Raw genomic sequence first — 22,657 nt, 5'->3', positions numbered from 1 at the left:
AAATTTTAAAATACTAAATCGTTGTAGAAACGTAAAAAAGTTGGCATCTTTGTACACAACACAAAAATTCGACATGAATAACAAGCACATGACTCTTGGAGAGTTTATTATTGGAAATCAAAGAGATTTTAAATATTCTTCGGGAGAGTTATCTCGTTTAATAAACTCTATACGACTGGCTGCCAAAGTGGTAAACCACGAAATTAGAAAAGCAGGGTTAGTTGATATTACTGGTGCAGCCGGTGATGTTAATATTCAAGGTGAAGCACAGCAAAAACTAGATGTTTTGGCTAATGATCTTTTTAAACAAACACTAATTAACCGTGAAATTGTTTGTGGTATTGCAAGCGAAGAAGAAGATGATTTTGTAATTGTTGAAGGTCAAAGTAAAACAAACGAAAACAAATATGTGTTATTGATGGATCCTTTAGATGGTTCATCTAATATTGATGTAAACGTATCTGTTGGAACCATTTTTTCTATTTACAGAAGAGTTTCTCCAGACGGCACACCTGTTACTAAAGAAGATTTTTTACAAAAAGGAAGCGAACAAGTGGCTGCAGGTTATGTTGCCTACGGTACCTCTACAATGTTAGTTTTTACAACTGGTAATGGCGTAAACGGGTTTACATTAAATCCAGCTATCGGTACTTTTTACTTATCTCATCCAAATATGCAATTTCCTGAAATTGGTAAAATATACTCAGTAAGCGAAGGGTATTTTACGTATTTTCAAGAAGGAATGAAGCGTTTTTTAATTCACTGTAAAGAATTAAACGAAGCTGATAACAGGCCTTATACCGCTCGTTACGTGGGTTCATTAGTTACCGATTTTCATAGAAACATGATTAAAGGTGGAATTTACGTATATCCATCAACAAAAATAACACCTAACGGTAAATTACGTTTATTATACGAATGTAACCCTATGGCATTTATATGTGAGCAAGCTGGTGGTAAAGCAACTGATGGTTTTACAAGAATAATGGATATCAACCCAACCGAATTACACCAACGTGTTCCTTTTTATTGTGGTAGTAAACAAATGGTAGAAAAAGCCGAAGGATTTATGAATGAGTTTTCTGCCGATGAAAAACCAACTTACTAAAGAATAACTATTATTTATACCTAAATAAATTATCGATAAGGCAAACAGTTGTTTGCCTTATTTTTTTGGGTTAAATTTACAATTATATTAATGAATTATTAACTTATTAAAAAACATACAATTATGGCTTTTGACTTACCGAAATTAGGATATGCATATGATGCATTAGAACCAAATATAGATGCTAAAACTATGGAAATTCACCATAGCAAACACCATAACGGATATACTACAAAATTAAATGCTGCTGTTGCTGGTACTGATTTAGAAGGAAAATCTATTGAAGATATTCTTGCTAATTTAGATATGAGTAATGGTGCAGTTCGTAATAATGGAGGTGGATTTTACAATCACTCTTTATTCTGGACAGTAATGAATCCAGAAGATAGAGGTTATTTATCAGGAGATTTAAAAGATGCTATTGAAGCTGAATTTGGATCTAAAGATGCTTTTATCGAAGCTTTTTCTAAGGCTGCTGCAACTCAGTTTGGTTCAGGATGGGCTTGGTTATGTGTGCATCCAGGTGGAAAAGTAGAAGTTTGTTCTACTCCAAACCAAGACAACCCATTAATGCCAGGTGTAACTTGTGGCGGAACTCCAATTTTAGGATTAGATGTTTGGGAACATGCTTATTACTTAAACTACCAAAACCGTCGTCCTGATTATATTGATGCTTTCTTTAAAGTAATTAACTGGAACGAGGTTGAAAAAAGATATGCTGACGCTAAATAAGTAACCTTGTTACTTTTTACAGTTCACGCTTATAAAAAAATCCGAAGTTTAAAAACTTCGGATTTTTTATTGCTTATATATTTAACGCTCAAACTATTTTAAAAGAGCTTGCTCTAAATCAGCAATTAAATCTGTTATATCCTCTACCCCAACACTCAAACGGATAAGAGAATCTGTAATTCCTATTTTTAAACGCGCTTCTTCTGGTATAGATCCGTGCGACATTGTTACAGGGTGATTTACCAAACTTTCTACACCGCCTAAAGATTCTGCCAATGTAAATAATTTAGTATTCTCTAGAAACGTAAAAGCTGCCTGTTTACTTTCATCCTTTAAACGGAAAGAAACCATTCCACCAAAATCATCCATTTGTTTTTTTGCGATATCATGGTTTGGATGATTCGCTAAACCTGGATAATAAACATCACTTACTTTTGGGTGTTTCACTAAATATGCTGCTATAGCTTTACCGTTTTCACAATGACGCTGCATGCGTAAATGCAATGTTTTAATACCTCTTAAAGCTAAAAATGAATCCATCGGGCCTGCGATAGCACCAGCAGCAAATTGTATAAAATGTAACTCTTCTGCCAACTTAGCGTCTTTAACCATTAGGGCTCCCATTATTAAATCGGAATGCCCGCCTAAATATTTTGTTGCAGAATGCATTGTTATATCTGCACCTAAATCTAAAGGACGTTGTAAATATGGCGTTGCAAATGTATTATCAACACCTACTAAAACAGTAGATTTTATAGCCTTTACAGCTTTAGTTATCAATGCTATGTCTGCTATTTTCATTAACGGATTAGTTGGTGTTTCTAACCAAACTAACTTAGTGTTTTCTGATATTGCATTTGTTATATTTTCAACAATATCTGTATCAACAAACTTAAAGTTTAAGCCATATTTCTCAAACATTCTAGTAAATAATCGATACGTTCCGCCATATAAATCATCACCTGCAATAACCTCATCACCGGAGTTTAAGGTTCTTAAAACACAATCGATTGCTGCTAAACCTGATGAAAAAGCAAAACCATGTGTTCCGTTTTCTAACGAAGCAAAAGCTTTTTCGAGCGCAGTTCGTGACGGATTTCCTCCTCTAGAGTATCCATAACCTTTATGAATACCTGGGCTAGATTGCGCATATGTAGAGGTTTGAAATATAGGTGGCATTACAGCACCTGTAGCCTCTTCATGCTCCTGACCGCCGTGTATTGTTTTTGTGTTGAATTTCATCTTTATCTAAATTTAAAAACAAATTCTTAATTAAATCAATAAGTATTTACACTAACTTTAATAAAGCCATTATAGTTCCTAAATGAATTCCTTCATGTAAGTTATTAAAAGAAATTGCTGATTCAATAGAGTCTAACGTAAAACCAAGGCTTGTTTCATACTCATTAAATTCAGTAAAAATTCCAGCTTCATAATCTTCCTGCAACGTATCTGGTAATCCTACTAACAATTCTTTTACCTCTTCAAACTCTTCTTCTGAAAATGTCTCTGTAGGTAACGTTCCTTTTTTATAAGCTTCTATTAACTCATCAGAAGCCAAACAGTTTAAGCCCGATAATTTATAATTCAATAATTGCTGTGTTACTACCAAATGAGCAACATTCCATGCAATATTATTTTTAAATCCTTCAGGAATTTTATGTAATTGCTCTATTGATAAATGATCGATTTTTTTTAAAACTAATTCTCTCGATTTTTTTAAAATTTCAAATTGCGTATTCATTATTCTACTTATTTTAGCGTACATCAAAGATAATTATTAAACCATGAAGAAAGTATATTTTTTACAAACTTGTGATACTTGCCGACGTATATTAAAAGAAGTAAATATTGACGGATTTGAAAAGCATGAAATAAAAACAAATGCTGTAACTATTAATCAGCTAGAAGAAATGAGAAAGCTAACAGATAGCTATGAAAGTTTGTTTAATAAAAGAGCTAGGTTATACAAAGAACGAGATTTAAAGAACAAAACAATTACCGAAGACGAGTACAAACAGTTTATTTTAGAAGAATATACTTTTTTAAAGCGTCCTGTTTTTATAGTTGATGATAAAATTTTTATTGGAAATAGTAAAAAAGTCATCGAAGCGCTAAAAGAAGTAGTCAATTAAAAAAATACTTAGTAAACTAAAAAAAGCTTCAAAATCTTACGATTAAGAAGCTTTTTTGTTGGCCTACAAGGACTCGAACCTTGAATGTCGGTACCAAAAACCGGTGTGTTACCAATTACACCATAGGCCAATAAGTTATTTACAAATATAAAAACAATGTTTTAAAATTAAAACAGAATAATCAGTTTTTATAAGAAATCCTCACGAACTTCGTAAGGATTAAGTTGGCCTACAAGGACTCGAACCTTGAATGTCGGTACCAAAAACCGGTGTGTTACCAATTACACCATAGGCCAATAACTTATTGCGGGTGCAAATATAATACAAAGTTTTATTTCGGCAAATTTTTTATGCTTTTTTTCATTTAACACAATTTTATATCAACTTTTGATTCATTAACTACCTCAAAATTATATTTTTGTTTTCAGTAAAAAACCAACAGTTATTAATACTTTCGTATTTTATTACACAGAAAACTATGAACGAATTTAACTACAAAAAATGGAATGTCCTTTTAGGATGGTTTTCATTTGCCGTGGCACTAATCACATATACACTAACCTTAGAGCCTACAGTTAGTTCTTGGGATTGTGGAGAATACATTTCTACCGCAGTAAAACTAGAGGTTGGGCATCCACCAGGTGCGCCGTTATTTCAAATGTTAGGTGCATTCTTTGCTATGTTTAGCAACGACCCAAGTCAGTGGGCTAAAATGGTAAACTTCATGTCTGGTTTAGCCAGTGCGTTTACAATTTTATTTATGTTTTGGACAATTACCAACTTAGCTAAAAAAATGGCTATTAAAAATGGTAAGTTCAGTAAAAGTGAAGCTATTGCCGTTTTAGGAAGCGGATTAGTAGGTGCTTTAGCTTATACATTTTCTGATAGTTTTTGGTTTAGTGCCGTAGAAGGTGAAGTGTATGCAATGTCATCTTTTTTAATGGCTTTATTATTTTGGCTAGGATTAAGATGGGAAAGTGAAATAAATACGCCTAGAGGAAACAAATGGTTGGTAGTAATTAGTTTTGTAGTAGGACTTTCATTCGGAGTTCATATTTTATCACTTTTAGTAATTCCTTCTATTGTTTTATTATATTTCTTTAAAACCTACAATAACATCAATATAAAAACAACTGCAATCGCAACACTTATTTCAATACTTGTTTTAGCTTTTGTTTTTAAATTTTTATTTCCGTTTACACTCAAATTTTTTAGTGTTTCAGAATTGTTTTTCATCAATCAAATAGGATTACCATATAATACAGGAACCATTATTGCTGGTATTGTTTTAATCGCCTTATTTTTCTTCGGATTAAAATATACACGTACAAAAAACTTAGTAATGGCAAACACTCTTGTGCTGTCTGTACTATTTATTATGATTGGTTTTTCGTCTTGGTTAATGTTACCAATTCGTGCAAATGCAGATACGGTTATTAACGAAAACAATCCGTCAAGCGCACGTGAATTATTAGCCTATTATAACCGTGAACAATATGGTGATGCGAATGTTTTTTATGACAAGTATTATTCTGTTTCTTACGACAGAACGCAAGATGCAGATCAACCGTATAAAGACGATAAACCTAAATACGAAAAGAAAGACGGAAAATATGTTATTGTAAATAAATACAAGAACGTATTGCCAAACTATTCTAGCAAACACAAAGGTTTTATACCTCGTATGGTAAATCCTGCGTCGGAAAAAGAATATAAAAGAATTGCCGGAATTCCTGCCCGAAGTAAAAGACGACCTACATTTGTTGAGAACATGAAATTCATGATTGATTATCAATTCGGATACATGTATGGGCGTTATTTTATGTGGAACTTTGTAGGACGACAAAACGATGCACAAGGACATTTAGATATTGAAAATGGTAATTGGTTAAGCGGAATCGATTTTATTGATGAAATGCGCTTAGGATCGCAACAAAACCTACCAGACGACATTGAAAACAACAAAGGACGTAACAAATACTTCTTCTTACCTTTAATTTTAGGATTAATTGGTTTGTTTTATCAATCTAAAAAAGACAAAAAGAATTTATACACCCTTGCCCTATTCTTTGCTTTTACTGGTTTTGCTATTATATTTTATACCAACCCAAAGCCTTTTGAGCCTCGTGAACGTGATTACGCCGTAGTAGGATCGTTTTATGTATTTGCTATTTGGATAGGTTTTGGAGTATTCGCATTATATGATTACCTAAAAAGTTACGCAAACAAAAGAACCGTTGCAATTGCCGTTTCAGCCGTTTCACTATTAGCGGTTCCTGTTTTAATGGGCGTTCAGAATTGGGATGATCATGATAGAGGTGATCGTTATGTATCTCAACTAAACGCACAAACGTATTTAGAAAGTTGCGACCCAAATGCTATAATTTTTACTATTGGAGATAATGATACTTTTCCGCTTTGGTACATGCAGCAGGTAGAAGGCGTGCGACAAGATATTAAGATTGTAAATACTAGTCTTTTTCAAACGGCTTGGTATATCGACCAGATGAAAAAGAAAACCTATGAAGCAGATCCTATTCCGTCGCAATTAACACACGATCAGTATAAATACGGAACTTTAGACGTTGCCTATTATTACCCACTGCCTCAGTTAAAAGACTCAATTCTTCCTATTAAAGATTTTATGCGATGGATTGCAAGCGATAATGATGCTACATATTTAGAAGTTACTGAAGACTCTAAAGAAAAGTTTTACCCAACCAACAGAATTAGAATTCCTGTAAACAAAGAAAATGTTTTAAAAACAGGATTGGTAGCACAGAAAGATGCTGATAAAATTTTAGACTACATAGATATTACTGTTGATGAGCAAGGTTTAACAAAAAATAGAATCTTAATGCTCGATATTTTAAATAATTTCGATTGGAAACGCCCAATTTATTTTACCGGTGGCGCCAATGCTGATGAAGAGTATATTTGGTTGAAAGATTATTTACAATTAGATGGAATGTCTTACAAATTAGTGCCGATCAAAACATCTAACAGAGGAAAATCTATATTCGACATGGGACGCATCGATCCTAAAAAAATGTATGACAACGTTAAAAAATGGAATTGGAAAACCATTAATAATGGTAAAATTTATTTAGATGAACAAAGCAAGCGTAACGCGATATCTATTCGTAACAACTTAATGCGTTTATCTGAAGAGTTCTTAAAAGAAGGTGATTCTGTTAACGCGAAAGATGTATTAGATTTATCATTATACAAAATGCCAATTAACGATTTTGGGCATTATAGTATTTCTTTAGGATATCCTGAATTATACTATCGCATAGGTGATAAAGACAAAGCACGTGAAACTGCAGAAACATTAATAAATATCTTTCAACAAAAATTAAAGTATTACAGCACTTTTAAAGATAGTGATGTTGATTTAATTCTTGATAATTTAGAAACTAACTTATATATGTATCAAAACATCATACAACAAGTCACAAAATATGATAAAGATATGGACTATGGTAAAAAAGCTTTTGAAGGATACTTAAATCATGCGCGTTTGTTTAAACACTTGATGTCCGACGAAGAGGAACAAGAACAGTTTCCGCAAGAATTAGACACTATTAAACCTTAATTTTTGAGGTATATTTTATAAAAAAGCAGCGCAACTAAAATTAGTTGCGCTGCTTTTTTATATAAATATGTTATATGCATTTGAGATAAGATTACAGCAATAAAATACAGTACCGTTCTCACGATAGTTAAGAAAAATAATTCTTTTAAAGAATATCCTAAGTTTAAAACAACAACTTAAACGTACTGTTGTACTAAACCAATTAAAGTATTAGCATCTTGCTCTCCTGTTTGACGCCATTTCATCTCTCCTTGTTTATAAATCATAAACGTAGGGTTTCCTTTAACGCGCAAAGCTTCTGCTAAAATTTCGTTCTGTCTGATATCAATCTTTATCACTTTTGCCTTATCACCTAAAGCAGCAGCAACATCACGAAGGGTATCTAAACTAGGCTCTAACTCACTCCAATCGGTGTAAAAATCAATTAAAACTGGCTTATTTATACTTATAATTTCACCAAACTTTGTCATTCTATATAATATTTATATGTAATATCATTCAAAATTACTGTTTTTTTTCTAATTAGATATTAACATTTGTTAAAAACACTGAAAATCAACCTTTTTTCAGTTCAATTACTGTAATTTCTGGCCAAATACCAACTCTACCAGGAAAAGCATGATAACCAAAACCTCTATTTACATTAATATATCGCCCAAATTCATTGTATAAACCAGCCCATTGTTTGTATACGTATTGAGACGGACTCCATTTAATCCATCCTGGTATTTCAATCCCGAATTGCAAACCATGCGTATGTCCACTTAAAGTTAACTGATAGTTAAAATCGTCTTTTTTCACCTTATATTCCCAATGACTCGGGTCGTGGCTCATTAAGATTTTAAAATCTTCTTTCTTTATTCCTTCGGATGCTTTTTTAAGATCTCCTTTTTGATTGAAACCTTTTCCCCAATTTTCTACACCAACCAAGGCTATTCTTTGTCCGTCTTTTTCTATATATTTATTTTCATTCAGTAATAAATCGAACCCAATTTTCGGATGCAGTTCTTTTATCGCATTAAAATTTTCAGCCTTATCTTCCTCAGTTTTCCATTTAGAATAATCTCCGTAATCATGATTTCCTAAAACAGCATATTTACCAACAGGAGCAGCTATTTTCTTAAAAACATCAATCCATTCATCCATTTCGTAAGCAAAATTATTTACAAGATCTCCTGTAAATAAAATCATATCTGATTTTTGTTCGTTAATTAAATCAACACCATAAGATATTTCTTCTTTATTCGTAAAACTACCCGAATGTATATCTGTTATGTGTGTAATTGTAAATCCGTCAAAAGCTTCTGGCAAATCTTTAAACGACAATTGATATTTTATCACTTTATAATTGTACTTACCTCTAAAAATACCATACAATATACTAGCAAACGGAATCGCAGCAATACCCAAAGCTAGTTTAGCCACAAAAGCCCTTCTGCCCGCTAAAGGTTTTGTTTCGTTTGATGATAAAAAAGAAATTCCCTTTCCTATCAACCGAACTACATCTTCACCAATCATAAATATCAAAATAAACAACTTAGGTAATAATACTACCAAAAGCGCTCCTACCGCCATTTGAAATTGCGGGGTTTGCCCCGAGCTTCTATCCGAAGAAAACACCACGTAAAAAAAGTTAACATACGCTAACAAACCTAAAAGTAGCCATCCATAACGAATAAATTTATTCTTTGTTATGGTCTTAATTGCCTGAAAAGCATAGGCTTCAAAAGCAACAATAAGTAATGAAATAATTATAATTGATAGCAACCAACGAGACATGTTTATTTTTTTTAAAAGTCGAACAAAGATAGGTTGATTATTGAAAATCAATTTTTAACATCTTGTTAAAGTTTCGTAGTTTTACAATCTTCAACTATAGAAACAAATGGCAGATCAAAAACGACTTTTTTTACTAGATGCTTTCGCATTAATATTTAGAGGATATTACGCTTTTATAAAAAATCCCCGAATTAACTCGAAAGGAATGGATGTTTCTGCAATTTTGGGTTTTACAAATTCGTTGTTAGATGTTATAAAACGTGAGCGTCCTGATCATTTAGCAGTATGTTTTGATCGCGGCGGATCGGTTGCCAGAGTTGATGCTTTCCCTGGATATAAAGCGAACAGACAAGAAACACCCGAGGCGATAAAAATTGCAGTGCCGTATATCGAAGAAATTTTAAAAGCAATGAATATTCCTGCTATTATAAAAACAGGATATGAAGCTGATGATATTATTGGAACTTTAGCTAAAAAAGCCGAAAAAGAAGGTTATAAAACCTATATGGTAACGCCCGATAAGGATTTTGCACAATTAGTTTCTGAAAATATTTTTATGTATCGACCACGTTTTGGTGGTGGGTATGAAACTTGGGGAATACCCGAAGTACAAGAGAAATTTGGCGTAGAAAGACCAGAACAAGTGATTGATTTCTTAGGAATGATGGGAGATTCTGTTGATAATATTCCCGGTTTACCTGGTGTTGGTGAAAAAACAGCCAAGAAATTTTTAGCAAAATATGGCTCAATGGAAAATCTGCTTGCAAACACAGCAGATTTAAAAGGTAAAATGAAAGAAAAAGTAGAGGCGAATGCCGAACTTGGAATTTTATCAAAAGAATTAGCAACGATTATGTTGGATGTTCCTGTTGAATTTCATCAGGAAGATTTTGAAATGTGCCAACCAAATATCGAAGCAACTAAAGAAATTTTCACCAATTTAGAGTTCCGTCGTTTAACTGATAATTTCTTAAAAGCTTTTGGGGTTACCGAAAATACATCCGAAGTAAAAAAAGATGAAAAAACAGCTGCCAAACCAAAAAAAGTAGCTGATAAAAGTACTGCTGGACAATTCGATTTATTTGCTGCTCCGGGTGCCGGAACTATTACCGAGGTTGAAATTGCTTCTGGTTACAGAAACATTAACAACACCAAGCATCTTTATCAGCATGTAAACTCTCCTTTATCAAGAAAGCTATTATTAAACAAGTTAATGCAACAAGAATCTGTTTGTTTTGATACAGAAACTACAGGTTTAAAAGCGCTAGAAGTTGAATTAATCGGGATTTCTTTTTCTTGGGAAATTGGCAAAGGATATTATGTTTCTTTTCCAGAAGATCAAGAAGAAACAGCTGCAATTTTAGAAGAATTTCGTGCTTTTTTTGAAACATCAACGATTGAAAAAATTGGTCATAATTTAAAATATGACATCAAAGTTTTATCAAACTACAATATTCCTGTAAAAGGAAAATTATTTGATACCATGATTGCGCATTATCTAATAAACCCTGATATGCGACACGGAATGGATATTTTAGCAGAAACTTATTTAAATTATCAGCCTGTTCCTATTACAGAATTGATTGGTAAAAAAGGGAAAAATCAACTTTCTATGCGAACTGTTGCTATTGCTAAACAAACCGAATATGCCGTTGAAGATGCCGATATTACTTTGCAGTTAAAAGAACATTTTACCAATGAATTAGAAAGCGGAAACGTTACTAAATTATTTAACACGATTGAGACTCCGTTAGTTTCGGTTTTAACAGCTATGGAAATAGAGGGAATCAACTTAAATATTCCTTTCTTAAAAGAGCTTTCGGTTGATTTAGCAAACGATATTGAACGTTTAGAAAAAAGTATTTACGAGCAAGCAGGCGAAGAGTTTAACATTGCTTCACCAAAACAATTAGGTATTGTTTTGTTTGAAAATATGCAATTGGTAGAGAAGCCTAAAAAGACAAAAACAGGGCAATATTCTACTGCCGAAGATGTGTTATCTTTCTTAGCAAAAGAGCATCAAATTATTAGAGATATTCAAGAATATCGTCAGTATAAAAAATTACAAAGCACTTATGTAGATGCTTTACCAAATGAGATAAACACTAAAACCGGTCGTATTCATACTTCATACGCGCAAGCAGTTGCGGCAACAGGAAGATTGAGTTCTAATAACCCGAACTTACAAAACATTCCTGTTCGTACAAAACGCGGACAAGAGGTTCGTAAAGCTTTTATTCCTAGAGATGAAAACCATGTATTAGTTGCTGCGGATTATTCTCAAATTGAATTGCGAATTATTGCTGCTTTAAGTGAAGAAGAAACCATGATTGAAGCCTTTAAAAATGGCGAAGATATTCACGCTTCTACCGCTGCAAAAGTTTTTAATGTTCCGTTAAGTGAAGTTACTCGCGAGCAACGTAGCAATGCAAAAACGGTAAATTTCGGAATTGTATATGGTGTTTCTGCCTTCGGATTAAGCAATCAAACCGATTTATCTCGTAAAGAAGCAAAAGCTTTGATAGATACGTATTACGAAACGTATCCTAAATTACGTAATTACATGGCAGCACAAGTAGATTTTGCTCGTGAAAACGGCTATGTAGAAACCGTTTTAAACCGTCGTAGGTATTTAAAAAACATCAATTCTCAAAATGCTATTGTTCGTGGTGCTGCAGAACGTAACGCAGTAAATGCGCCTATACAAGGAAGTGCTGCCGATATTATTAAATTAGCCATGATTAACATTTACAATCGATTTAAAAAAGAAGGTTTTAAATCGAAAATGCTATTACAAGTGCATGATGAATTGGTTTTTGATGCGCATAAAGACGAGTTAGAAATTATTAAACCAATAATTAAGGAAGAAATGGAAAATGCCTTTAAAATGGCTGTTCCTTTAGATGTTGAAATTGGTGAAGGAGAAAATTGGCTACAAGCACATTAATTAAGAAAGAAGATGGAGTTAGATTATATAGAAAATGTAAATGGTTTTGATGAACATGTTGTTCGTTTATACAATTTCGACAAAACCGAGGCGATTAAATTTAGGGATTTAATTAAAGAAACTATTATTGAAAAAAGACAAAAATTAGATTTAGCTGAAGTTGACTTCATAGAACCTCGTAATTGTAATTTAATTTTCGGTTTGTTTAAATCTGACGAAGGAATACTTACGAAAGACAGTGAAACGTTTTTCTGCGTATTAACTTTAAACGGATTTAATACGATGCTAAAACTGATAGAACCTTATTGTAATAAAGACTCAAGGAGTTATCAATATTTATATGATATCGACAATCCAACCGAATTATTATTCTGCCCTAGTGCAACGTCTTATGATGAGTAATAAAGCATGGGGAAATTAATGAAGAGTTTACTTAATAACAAACTCTTCATTCTGAATCCAATTTGCTCTAAGTTTAAAAACTGTTTCAAAGTAAATTACTTGTTCTGGTTGCTTTCTTGATAAGAAATTACCGGTATCCCAAACATGGTTATTGTTTTTATCAATAATTGCTCTAACGGTATATTCTTTAGGTTCTAGTAAGTTGAATTCGATTTTTTGAGAAGTTGAAATATACCTTGTTTTTACAATCTTTTTATTACTTAAAAGTTGAATTATAACTGGGTGTTCTGTTTCTTTTTTTACCTCTAAAATTATGCTTCCATAATCTTCAATAGTAAGTGTTTTAAATTGATAGTTTAATGTATCGTTTGTTGTTTCATATAAATCGATAATTCCTTTCGGTAAAACATTAAATTTATAATTCATTTTAGGCGTTTTCTTAAACAAAACAGCCAACTTATTTATCGTTTGCTTTTTTACATCAAAATCTACATTCACTGTATCCTTATCTACTAATGAAAATTTAGATTTATCTAATGAAACAATTGGATTATTAGTATTTAAAAATATGGTATCATTTAAATGTAAATTTATACCTACAGTTGATGATACACTTAAAGAATCTATTTTATTTTTACGCAAACTAACAGTAACAGTATCTATAAATTTCTTATTGCGAACTATAAAGTTTAAAGAATCTTGTGCTACAGGTGTAAACCAATAATTAAGCGTGTCTTTGTCTTTTTCGAACTCTGAAAACGATTTAAATGTTTCTGGAACTGCAGACAGTAAATCAATTTTCATCTCTTCTCTTTCGCCTTCATAACCGAATTGTATTTTACCTTTTACAACTTCTTTTCCTCTTTTAAATTTATACGGTTGTAACTCTTTAAAAAGACGGATTGGTTTCATTATCAACGTATCTTTTGGCAAAGAAATAGTATCCGTATAAAAACCTATTTCATCTGTTTTGCCATTAAAAAGATAATCGTTTGATGCTTCTTTTAATGCTAACAACAAATACTTTCCGTCACGCAAATTGGTAAACTCAAAATTGGTAGAATCTAACGTGCTAGTCACATAATTTGGTTTTTCCTTGTAGATAATCGAATCGTTGTAAGTACTATCTAATCGATATAATAAAACCGATATATTTTTTAATTTCTCTTTTTTAAACGAACCCGTAACTGCTCCTTTAATCTTTAAAGAATCGATATAATTGCCTGTTGAAAACACATATTTAAAGCTTTCTAACTTGTTATTTTCGTTGTTGTCTTGAACTGCGTTTCCGAAATTAAAAGTATAGGTTGTGTTTGTTCTTAAAGTGTCTAAAATTTTAATATTAACAGACTTGCTTGGTGTTCCTTGCGGTGTAATTACCGGTGGGTATTTTAAAGGTGGAGAAACCACCAACTGTTTCGTTAAATCTTTTAAAACAATATATTCGTTAAATTGAATTTTGATGTTTTTTTTATCAAAATTAATCGTTTCATAAGGTGGATTCGCAGTCATCATAATTGGTGCATCTTCATCTTTCGGGCCACCTTCGGGTCTTCCCTTTCGAGCGCAACTTAATATGATTATAGATACAAAAACGACTAAAAATAATAACTTATTTTTCACAAATTGATTGTTTAATTCCAACATCAAAAGTACTAAAATAACAGCAACAAAATCAACCTTTTTTAGTATACGCTATGGTTGCTATACTGATGGTAATATTTTTTACTTTTAACAATTCATTACAACAAGCAACTAAAGTTGCACCTGTAGTTATTACGTCATCTATTAAAAGAATATGTTTGTTTTCAAAAACTTTAAAATCTGTTAACTTAAATTTTGTTTTAGAATCTGAAAAGCGCTCAAAACGATGTTTAAATGTTTGTGTTTTTGCTATGGATGACTTAATTAAAACCTGTTCTTCATATTCAATATTTAAAATACTACTTAACGTTTTTCCAAATTTCGTAAGTTGATTATAACCTCTCTTCTTTAGCTTTTTTTATGTAGTGGCACCGGAACAATATAATCAACATCCTTAAAAATAGCCGATTCCTTTAACTGACTACCAAACCAATTAGCAATGAACTCTCCTATTTCTGGTTGATTCTTATATTTTAACTCGTGAATGATTTTTTTTGCAATTCCATGTTTCTGATAATACATAAAACAACGCACATTATTAATTAGCACTTTACCATAAAAAGGAGCTAAAAGCGTACTATTTACATACTCATTATTTTCAATAATAGGTATTTCATTACTACAAAATGTACATAAATACTTTTCGCTTTCTAATAAATTTACAGCACAATTAACACATAAATTAGGATAAAATAAGTAGAATATATCTTTTAAATATTGCATCTTTACCAGCACTTTTAGTAGAAATATACAAAAAACATCATAAAACATTATTTTGGGTAAAAAATTTAATTTTTTTAAAGAAGCAGTTAAAAACTACAAAACATCTGGTACAGTTGCTCCTAGCTCTAAATATTTAGCCAAGAAAATGCTTAGAGAAATTGATTTTTCTACAGCTAAAGTTATTATAGAATTAGGTCCTGGTAACGGTGCAATAACAAACACTATTTTAAACGAAATAGAACCTAACACAGTTTTAATTTGTTTTGAAATTAATGATGCTTTTTATAAAGAATTAAAAAAGATTAAACATCCTCAATTAATTGTTATCAAAGCCTCTGCTGAAAACATGCGTGGAGAGATTAAAAAACTAGGATATAATGAGGTAAATTACATTGTTTCTAGCTTACCTCTAACTATTATACCTAAAGAAGTTTCACACAATATTTTACAAGAAAGCTATCTGCTTTTAAACACTAAAGGTATATTCATACAATACCAATATAGTCTTACATATTACAAAAAATTAAAAGGTGTTTTTGGAGATAATATTCAGTTAAGTTTTGAACCGCTCAATTTTCCGCCAGCATTTATTTACAACTGTGTAAAAAATAGTATATTAGCCCGCGAACGCACCTAATTGTTCTTCATACCCCAAATGATTATCAATTCCCAAATAAAGAATAACGGCTTTATTGCTTTTTTACTTCTATTAGTAATTGCAATTGGCTTATTATCATACCAAAATGCTAGTGAATATTCTGAACTAAAAAAGGTTTTTAAATTAGAAAAAATAGAGCTAGAGTCTGAATTAAATAGCGTTATAAAAAATTATGAGAATGCTATATATCAAAAAGAAGATATCTCTTTAAATTTACGAGATAAGCTTCATAAAATAATTAAACTTAGAGACACTATAAATAATTTAAAAACCACGGACTATGGTTTGTTTCGTCTTTATAGAAAACGCATTTCTGGTTTAGCAAAACAGAATAAAATTCTTTTCGCTCATATAGATTCTCTTAATGCAGTAAATAATCAATTATTAACAAAAAACGATAGTGTTAAAGACATTCTAATTCAAAAAGAAGGTTTATATACAAGGTTAAAAAATAAAAACCAATCACTAGATTTAGAAAAGAAAGTACTAAAAGAAAAAATTGCAATTGCTGAAATTATTGAAACATCATCAATAAAAGTAGTCGCTATGAAAAAAAGACGTAGTGGAAAACACACCTCCACCTCGTACTCTAGTAAAACGGATGCTTTTAAAATAGAGTTTAACTTACTTGAAAATAATATCATTAGTTCAGGTGAAAAATCTATTTATATACAAATTGTAAATAACGATAAAGTTATTGCACCTGCACAAGAAGTAAAACTAAAAAATAAAGAAAAAATACTTTGCAACGATAAGTTTAAAGCAAAATATAACAATAAACAATTAGCTGTAATTTCATTCATCGATGTAGATCGTGATATGATAAATAAAGGTTCTTACAAAATAAATGTTTTTATAGATGGTGTTTTTACTAATAGCACACTTATAGAACTTAAATAAAATTAATACCCCCTTACTTTAATCCCCTTTATTATGACCCCAAAAAAAAGAAGAAGTATATTAATTGTAGCGCTCTTAGCACTTACTTTATTTCTAACAATCTATTCTTTACAAAAATCTAACCAATACAACAACCTTCAAGAAGTCTTTGAACAGGAAAAAGCTGATCTAGAAAAAGAATTAGATGAAATGATTAAAGATTATACGGATGTTATTGTTCGTAAAAAACGCCTTTCTACAAGATTGAGAGTTGAAATTGTTAAGATGAACAATTTACGTGATTCAATTAAAAACCTACAGATAGATAAGTATAGCTTGATCAGAAAATACAGAAAAAAAATTAGCAGCTTAGAACGTGAAAACCGAAACCTATTTGTAAAAGTAGACTCTCTTAGTACTGCCAACCAAGTATTATCTCAAGAAAATATAATTACTAATGAAATTTTGCTTCAAAAAGAATCAATAAATACTTCTTTAACAGAAAAAAATATAGAATTAGAAGAAAAGCAAAAAACTCTTGAAACTAAAATTGCTATTGGTGGAGTCATAAAAACAAGTACCCTTAAAGTTGAAACTTTAAAAGAACGTAGCAGTGGAAAATTAACATCTACATCTAGATCAAACAGAACTGATGCTTTTAAAGTAAACTTCGATTTATTAAAAAATGTAGTAGCATACGCTGGTGAGAAGTCTGTTTATATTCAAATTATAGATAAAAACAAAAATGTGATTGCTCCAAAAGGAATTACCAATTTAAAAGATGGTGGTAAAATTCAATATTCCGATTCAATTGAAATTAACTACAACAATGACCGATTAAGCCTTGTTTCACTTATTTTGGTGAACAGAGACGATATTAACAAAGGAGAATACACTGTAAGTGCTTTTGTAGACGGTGTTTATTCTGGCGCTACCACCGTAAACTTAAAATAAAACACCTAAAAATATTATTAAAAGTGAAGAATTCATTTAATTCTTCACTTTTTTCATTTAGAATAGTATTAGTTAAAATCCTTATTTTATTTTTGCATTATGGCAAAACAAGAAGATCAATTTAGAAAAGTATTATCGCACGCAAAAGAATACGGTTATGTATTTCAATCATCTGAAATTTATGACGGGCTAAGTGCGGTATATGACTATGCTCAAAACGGAGTTGAGTTAAAGAAAAATATTAGAGATTATTGGTGGAAAGCAATGGTGCAAATGCACGAAAATATTGTTGGTATTGATGCGTCTATCTTAATGCATCCAACCACTTGGAAAGCTTCAGGCCATGTAGATGCCTTTAACGATCCTTTAATTGATAATAAAGATTCTAAAAAAAGATATAGAGCAGATGTTTTAGTAGAAGACTACTGTCTTAAAATTGAAGGTAAAATTGAAAAAGAAGTTAAGAAAGCAGCTAAACGTTTTGGTGATGCCTTTAACAAAGAAGAATTTATTGCTACCAATGGCCGTGTTTTAGGATATCAAGAAAAAATAAATACTATTTTATCTCGTTTAGGTAAATCTTTAGAAAAAGAAGATTTAGCTGACGTAAAATTATTAATTGAAGAGTTAGAAATTGCAGATCCATTAACGGGTTCTAAAAACTGGACAGAAGTTAAACAATTTAACTTAATGTTTGGAACAAAACTAGGAGCCTCTGCAGAAAGCGCAATGGATTTATATTTACGTCCTGAAACTGCACAGGGAATTTTTGTAAACTTCTTAAACGTACAAAAAACTGGTAGAATGAAAATTCCTTTCGGAATTGCACAAACCGGTAAAGCTTTTCGTAACGAAATTGTTGCGCGTCAGTTTATATTTAGAATGCGTGAATTTGAGCAAATGGAAATGCAATTTTTTGTAAAACCAGGAACTCAAACAGAATGGTATAACAAATGGAAAGAAACGCGTTTAAATTGGCACTTATCATTAGGTATGGGCGCTGAAAACTACCGTTTTCATGATCATGAAAAATTAGCCCATTATGCAGACAATGCTGCTGATATTGAATTTAAATTCCCTTTCGGATTTAAAGAACTAGAAGGGATTCACTCACGTACCGATTTCGATTTAAAAGCACACGAAGAACATTCAGGTAAGAAATTACAATATTTCGATCACGAAGAGAATAAAAGTTACACACCTTATGTTGTGGAAACATCTATCGGATTAGATAGAATGTTTTTAGCCGTATTCTCTAATTCTTTACAAGAAGAAGAATTAGAAAACGGTACCACAAGAACTGTATTAAAATTACCTGCTATTTTAGCACCTGTAAAAGCTGCTATTTTACCATTGGTTAAAAAAGATGGTTTACCAGAAGTTGCTCGTAAAATAATGGAAGATTTAAAGTGGGATTTTAATGTATCTTATGATGAAAAAGATGCTGTAGGGCGTCGTTACCGTCGTCAAGATGCTAATGGTACACCTTTCTGTATTACTGTTGATCATGACACATTAAATGACGATAGTGTTACGATTCGTCATAGAGATACGATGGAGCAAAAACGTGTTAAAATTTCTGAATTATCAGCAATTATAAAACAAGAAGTAGATGTAAGGAACTGGTTACAAAAAATGTAATTTTTATTTCTTTTAAAATTTCAATAAGAAAATCCTAAACAATACGTTTAGGATTTTTATTTTTACAGCAATTAAATTCATCAATAATGAAAATTTTAATACGAATTTTATTTATTATCTTTTTATGTTGGATGGCTGTTGGAGCTTATCTATTAAACTCAGAACATCCAAAAGCACAAATTATAATGGGTTTAGGCGTTATGTATATGGCTTTTATATTAATGCCTGTGTTTATTTATTACAGGTATAGAGATAACAAATACAAAAAATATATTATCAATGATCAAAAGATAAAAGAATGGATTGATAATAGTAACGAATAAAAAAAGGCTTCATTTTATAAATGAAGCCTTTTTAGTTTATGGATCTGTAACACTATAATTAGGTTACATAAAATTATTCTTAGTTATTGATTGTCCAAGAAACAAAGTATTGAGAACCTGTTGCCCCAACACCTGGCGCACTAAAGTATTCTTTACCACCAATATTAGCAGCTCCTACTTTAAATGCTGATTTAATAGAAGGAACTCTATAGCTAATTTGAGCATCTACAACAGTTCTAGCATCTACCATACCATCGTAGAAAGCAGATTCCCATAAAAATTCATCTTGCCATCTTACGTTTACATTAAAACCTAAGTTTTCAATTAAATCTGTTTTACCAAACTGAAACTTAACTTTGTGTTCTGGAGTATTAAAACCTGCCTCAAAATCAGAAGATTCGCTTATATCAATTTTAGAATAGGTATAATTTAAACCTAAGTTGAATCCGTTTAATACTTTCGTATTTAAACCAATTGTAGCTCCATAAGAACTTACATCTTCTTTAGAGTTACTATCTAAAGAAACACCTTTAAAATCTCCATTTTGTAATGCAACTAAACTAATTGGTGTACCTGCAGCGCCTCCTAATGGAGTTAAGTCTACTTGATCAGATAAATTTACATTTCCATACAATGGCGCTACTACGTTTTCAGCAGCAATAAAATCTTTATACTTATTATAGTAAACGTTTAAATCGATTGCAATTCCTTTTACAACACCTCTATAACCAACTTCAAAAGCAGTTACATGTTCTGGCTTTACAAACTCTACATCAGACTTCGCTAAATCAGCTGGGTTCCCAGTTGCTAAAAATGCTCCAATTGAAGCCTCCGTCCAAGAATTTTCATAAGCCATCCTACCTGTTAAAGTACCTGTAGAACCAATCATAGAACCAGTAGCTCCATTTATATATCCTGCTAAACCTGGATTAATACCTAAATCAAATGGGTTTGAAATATATCTATCAATGTTATCTGGAGCTGTACCTAATAAAATACCATTACCAGCATCTAAACCAATATATTGATCTTGTGTTGTAGGGTTTCTGAAACCTGTTTGTACAGATGCTCTAAAGTTATGATTTTTATCTTCTCCAACAGCATATGATAATGATAAACGAGGTGATACATTTCCATCAAAGTTTTGAGCTTTGTCATAACGAGCAGAAGCTGTAACTTTTAAACGATCATCTTCTAAAAACTTCTTTTGAACTTGTGTATATAATCCAAATTCATCATAATCGATAGTACCATCGTAATCTGTAAAGATTGTACCTCCTGAGTTTAATATATATTGTCTGTAAGAACCTCCTAGTTGCACCTCAGCCCAACTAATATAATCTTGTAAATTTAAGTTTGCATCTACATGATATAGTTTTGTTTGATCTTGAAATTTAGATCCTGTTGCTAAAGAAGGATCTTGCTTAACCTTTTCAAAAGTTGAATTAAAAGCACTTGAACCTGGTTCGTATCTTCCCATATCAGCTTGAGACCTTGCTACAGAGTGAGCTACATTAGTGCTTCCTGCTGGTACACCAGGGATTAAACCTGCCATTGCTTGAGCATAGGCACCTACATATTCACCAAACCATTGAGAATCTCCTTTCCAAGCTCTGTTAATATTAATACCTGCAAAACGAGTATCATAAGAATCTCCTGCATCTTCTTTAGTCATATAACCACGAACCATAAAGCTTTTTCCTTTAAACTCTAATTTATGTTGTTCCATAAAAAAGTTTTGGATGTTATACCTATTTTGCCCTTGATAAATTGTGTTACCTGTACCGTACTTAGAGTTCCATATAATCTCTAAACGATCGTTACCCCAAGGTCTATAATGTAAAGATCCTCCAAACTTTACACTCTTCGCTTCGTTTGTCATTAAATCAACATCGTTATACCCTGTTCTACTTACAGATTGATTTGCAGGAAGAAAAGGTAATAAAGCTGCTGGTAAAACACCTGCATCAACTAATTTATTTCCTACAGATTGCATATTTTGAGAAACCTCATCACCATATACATTTAACCCATTATAATTAGGGTTTGTAGTATGGTCTAAAGAAGTTAAATCTGTTTCATCTCTATAATCAGTTGCATGCCATTCTTCACCTTTCAAGTAAGATAATGTTGCTTTTGCAGCAAATTTATCACTAAAAACGTGTGCCATACGAATACTTGTATCGTAAAAAGTATTATCACCTGCAGCTTTTTGGCTTGTCATACCCGACTTTATAACATAACTAATCCCTTGATCATTAAAAGGGCTTTTACTTGTCATAAACATAATACCATTAAAAGCATTTGCACCATATAATGCTGAAGATGCTCCTGGTAATAACTCTACTGTTTTTACATCTAATTCAGACATCCCTAAAAGGTTACCTAAAGCAAAGTTTAATGCAGGAGATGAGTTATCCATCCCATCAACTAATTGCATGAAACGTTCGTTTGCAAAAGTTGCAAATCCACGTGTATTTACAGATTTAAAAGTTAAACTGTTAGAGTTAATATCTACTCCTTTTAAGTTCTCTAATCCGTCATAAAAAGAAGGAGAAGAGGTATTTCTAATCGCTCTAGCATCCATTCTTTCAACCGTAACTGGAGATTCCATAATACGCTCTGGCGTTCTAGAAGCAGAAACTACAACTTCGTCTAAAGAAGTAGCATTTTCTGTTAAGCTAACTTCAACAACTTGGTTGTTTTTAGTTATTTCAACATTTTTTGACTGATACCCTAATGAAGAAACCTCTATTGTAAAAGGCGGAGTATCTGTAACTGTCATTGTAAATTTTCCATCGAAATCAGTAGATGTTCCCACAGATTTTCTTAAAACTTTAATGTTTGCTCCTGGTAGTCCTTCTCCAAGAGATGCGTCATTGACCTTACCAGTTATGGTAGTCTGAGCAACAATTGTCATTGTACCAAATAGTACAAATGCAACAAGTAATAGTTTTTTCATCATAATGTATAATAATTTGTTAACTGTAGCGAAAATACAATTTTTTTTTATTTATGAAATATTTAACCTTCTTTTTATCAAATTACACTAATTAATGTCTAATTTTTAAACATTTCTTAATTTTACTAATTTTTCTGTAATCATGATTTAACATATTTTTACAAATTGTATT

The 22,657-nt window shown here is 31.6% G+C and carries 19 protein-coding genes and 2 tRNA genes; 11 read left to right on the top strand and 10 right to left on the bottom strand.

The genetic code is table 11. The annotated features are described in order from the left end of the window. Window positions 1-73 precede the first annotated feature (73 nt). The gene (gene fbp / locus RRF68_RS10020; RefSeq protein ID WP_218771988.1) at window positions 74-1,108 is read left to right on the top strand and encodes a class 1 fructose-bisphosphatase; all 1,035 of its coding nucleotides are present in this window, start codon (window positions 74-76) and stop codon (window positions 1,106-1,108) included. Between the two features lie 123 nt (window positions 1,109-1,231). After that, the gene (locus tag RRF68_RS10015) at window positions 1,232-1,840 is read left to right on the top strand and encodes a superoxide dismutase (RefSeq protein WP_275316813.1); all 609 of its coding nucleotides are present in this window, start codon (window positions 1,232-1,234) and stop codon (window positions 1,838-1,840) included. Window positions 1,841-1,933: 93 nt separating this feature from the next. Here RRF68_RS10015 and RRF68_RS10010 read toward each other — a convergent pair whose 3' ends face one another. Together RRF68_RS10010 and RRF68_RS10005 are read right to left on the bottom strand one after the other, a co-directional pair. Then, window positions 1,934-3,082 (bottom strand): cystathionine gamma-synthase, encoded by a 1,149-nt coding sequence (locus RRF68_RS10010; RefSeq protein ID WP_315944251.1) that lies wholly within the window; start codon window positions 3,080-3,082, stop codon window positions 1,934-1,936. A 46-nt stretch (window positions 3,083-3,128) separates the two neighbouring features. Then, entirely contained in the window at window positions 3,129-3,608 is a 480-nt protein-coding gene (locus tag RRF68_RS10005; protein ID WP_315944250.1) for a DinB family protein, read from the bottom strand. A gap of 19 nt (window positions 3,609-3,627) precedes the next feature. On the opposite strand from RRF68_RS10005, the gene RRF68_RS10000 reads away from it, so the two are divergent. After that, window positions 3,628-3,975 (top strand): arsenate reductase family protein, encoded by a 348-nt coding sequence (locus RRF68_RS10000; protein ID WP_275316810.1) that lies wholly within the window; start codon window positions 3,628-3,630, stop codon window positions 3,973-3,975. Window positions 3,976-4,033: 58 nt separating this feature from the next. Here RRF68_RS10000 and RRF68_RS09995 read toward each other — a convergent pair. Continuing rightward, window positions 4,034-4,105: transfer RNA gene (locus tag RRF68_RS09995), tRNA-Gln, on the bottom strand. A 94-nt stretch (window positions 4,106-4,199) separates the two neighbouring features. Then, a tRNA-Gln gene (locus RRF68_RS09990) sits at window positions 4,200-4,271 on the bottom strand. Window positions 4,272-4,453: 182 nt separating this feature from the next. Here RRF68_RS09990 and RRF68_RS09985 point away from each other — a divergent pair. Beyond that, window positions 4,454-7,573: a DUF2723 domain-containing protein gene (locus RRF68_RS09985; RefSeq protein WP_315944249.1), complete on the top strand. Its 3,120-nt coding sequence runs from the start codon at window positions 4,454-4,456 to the stop codon at window positions 7,571-7,573. A 176-nt stretch (window positions 7,574-7,749) separates the two neighbouring features. Here RRF68_RS09985 and RRF68_RS09980 read toward each other — a convergent pair whose 3' ends face one another. Then, window positions 7,750-8,043, bottom strand: coding sequence for a thioredoxin family protein (locus tag RRF68_RS09980; protein ID WP_218771982.1), 294 nt, complete (start codon window positions 8,041-8,043; stop codon window positions 7,750-7,752). A gap of 85 nt (window positions 8,044-8,128) precedes the next feature. Then, on the bottom strand, window positions 8,129-9,352 hold the full coding sequence (locus RRF68_RS09975) for a metallophosphoesterase (RefSeq protein ID WP_315944248.1): 1,224 nt from the start codon (window positions 9,350-9,352) through the stop codon (window positions 8,129-8,131). Between the two features lie 106 nt (window positions 9,353-9,458). Here RRF68_RS09975 and polA point away from each other — a divergent pair, with 106 nt between their 5' ends. Together polA and RRF68_RS09965 are read left to right on the top strand one after the other, a co-directional pair. Then, window positions 9,459-12,299 carry a DNA polymerase I gene (polA, locus tag RRF68_RS09970; protein WP_315944247.1) on the top strand — a complete coding sequence of 947 codons (2,841 nt, stop codon included), beginning with the start codon at window positions 9,459-9,461 and terminating at the stop codon, window positions 12,297-12,299. A 12-nt stretch (window positions 12,300-12,311) separates the two neighbouring features. Further along, window positions 12,312-12,701, top strand: coding sequence for a hypothetical protein (locus RRF68_RS09965; protein WP_275316025.1), 390 nt, complete (start codon window positions 12,312-12,314; stop codon window positions 12,699-12,701). A gap of 27 nt (window positions 12,702-12,728) precedes the next feature. On the opposite strand, the gene RRF68_RS09960 is transcribed toward RRF68_RS09965, so the two are convergent. The 3 genes from RRF68_RS09960 to RRF68_RS09950 form a co-directional block, all read right to left on the bottom strand. After that, window positions 12,729-14,324 carry an Ig-like domain-containing protein gene (locus RRF68_RS09960; protein WP_315944246.1) on the bottom strand — a complete coding sequence of 532 codons (1,596 nt, stop codon included), beginning with the start codon at window positions 14,322-14,324 and terminating at the stop codon, window positions 12,729-12,731. Window positions 14,325-14,376: 52 nt separating this feature from the next. Further along, window positions 14,377-14,598: a ComF family protein gene (locus tag RRF68_RS09955; RefSeq protein WP_410016847.1), complete on the bottom strand. Its 222-nt coding sequence runs from the start codon at window positions 14,596-14,598 to the stop codon at window positions 14,377-14,379. A 95-nt stretch (window positions 14,599-14,693) separates the two neighbouring features. Continuing rightward, complete coding sequence (locus tag RRF68_RS09950; RefSeq protein WP_315944245.1) at window positions 14,694-15,068, bottom strand: hypothetical protein; 375 nt, start codon at window positions 15,066-15,068, stop codon at window positions 14,694-14,696. Between the two features lie 52 nt (window positions 15,069-15,120). Between RRF68_RS09950 and RRF68_RS09945 the strand changes: the two genes are divergently transcribed. The 5 genes from RRF68_RS09945 to RRF68_RS09925 all read left to right on the top strand — a co-directional run bounded on the left by RRF68_RS09945 (window position 15,121) and on the right by RRF68_RS09925 (window position 19,523). Beyond that, window positions 15,121-15,705 (top strand): class I SAM-dependent methyltransferase, encoded by a 585-nt coding sequence (locus RRF68_RS09945; protein ID WP_255554380.1) that lies wholly within the window; start codon window positions 15,121-15,123, stop codon window positions 15,703-15,705. Between the two features lie 18 nt (window positions 15,706-15,723). Then, window positions 15,724-16,626 (top strand): hypothetical protein, encoded by a 903-nt coding sequence (locus tag RRF68_RS09940; protein ID WP_315944244.1) that lies wholly within the window; start codon window positions 15,724-15,726, stop codon window positions 16,624-16,626. A 33-nt stretch (window positions 16,627-16,659) separates the two neighbouring features. Next, complete coding sequence (locus RRF68_RS09935; RefSeq protein ID WP_315944243.1) at window positions 16,660-17,559, top strand: hypothetical protein; 900 nt, start codon at window positions 16,660-16,662, stop codon at window positions 17,557-17,559. Window positions 17,560-17,658: 99 nt separating this feature from the next. Beyond that, the gene (locus tag RRF68_RS09930) at window positions 17,659-19,200 is read left to right on the top strand and encodes a glycine--tRNA ligase (RefSeq protein WP_315944242.1); all 1,542 of its coding nucleotides are present in this window, start codon (window positions 17,659-17,661) and stop codon (window positions 19,198-19,200) included. Between the two features lie 86 nt (window positions 19,201-19,286). Beyond that, entirely contained in the window at window positions 19,287-19,523 is a 237-nt protein-coding gene (locus tag RRF68_RS09925) for a hypothetical protein (RefSeq protein WP_218771972.1), read from the top strand. A 79-nt stretch (window positions 19,524-19,602) separates the two neighbouring features. Here the strand turns inward: RRF68_RS09925 and RRF68_RS09920 are convergent, their stop codons facing one another. Then, complete coding sequence (locus RRF68_RS09920) at window positions 19,603-22,488, bottom strand: TonB-dependent receptor (protein ID WP_315944241.1); 2,886 nt, start codon at window positions 22,486-22,488, stop codon at window positions 19,603-19,605. Window positions 22,489-22,657: the final 169 nt, after the last annotated feature.

Origin of the sequence: Tenacibaculum sp. HL-MS23 (genome assembly GCF_032463465.1) — a bacterium.
Lineage (GTDB): Bacteria > Bacteroidota > Bacteroidia > Flavobacteriales > Flavobacteriaceae > Polaribacter > Polaribacter bernardetii.
This window is presented reverse-complemented; position numbering and strand designations above follow the sequence as displayed.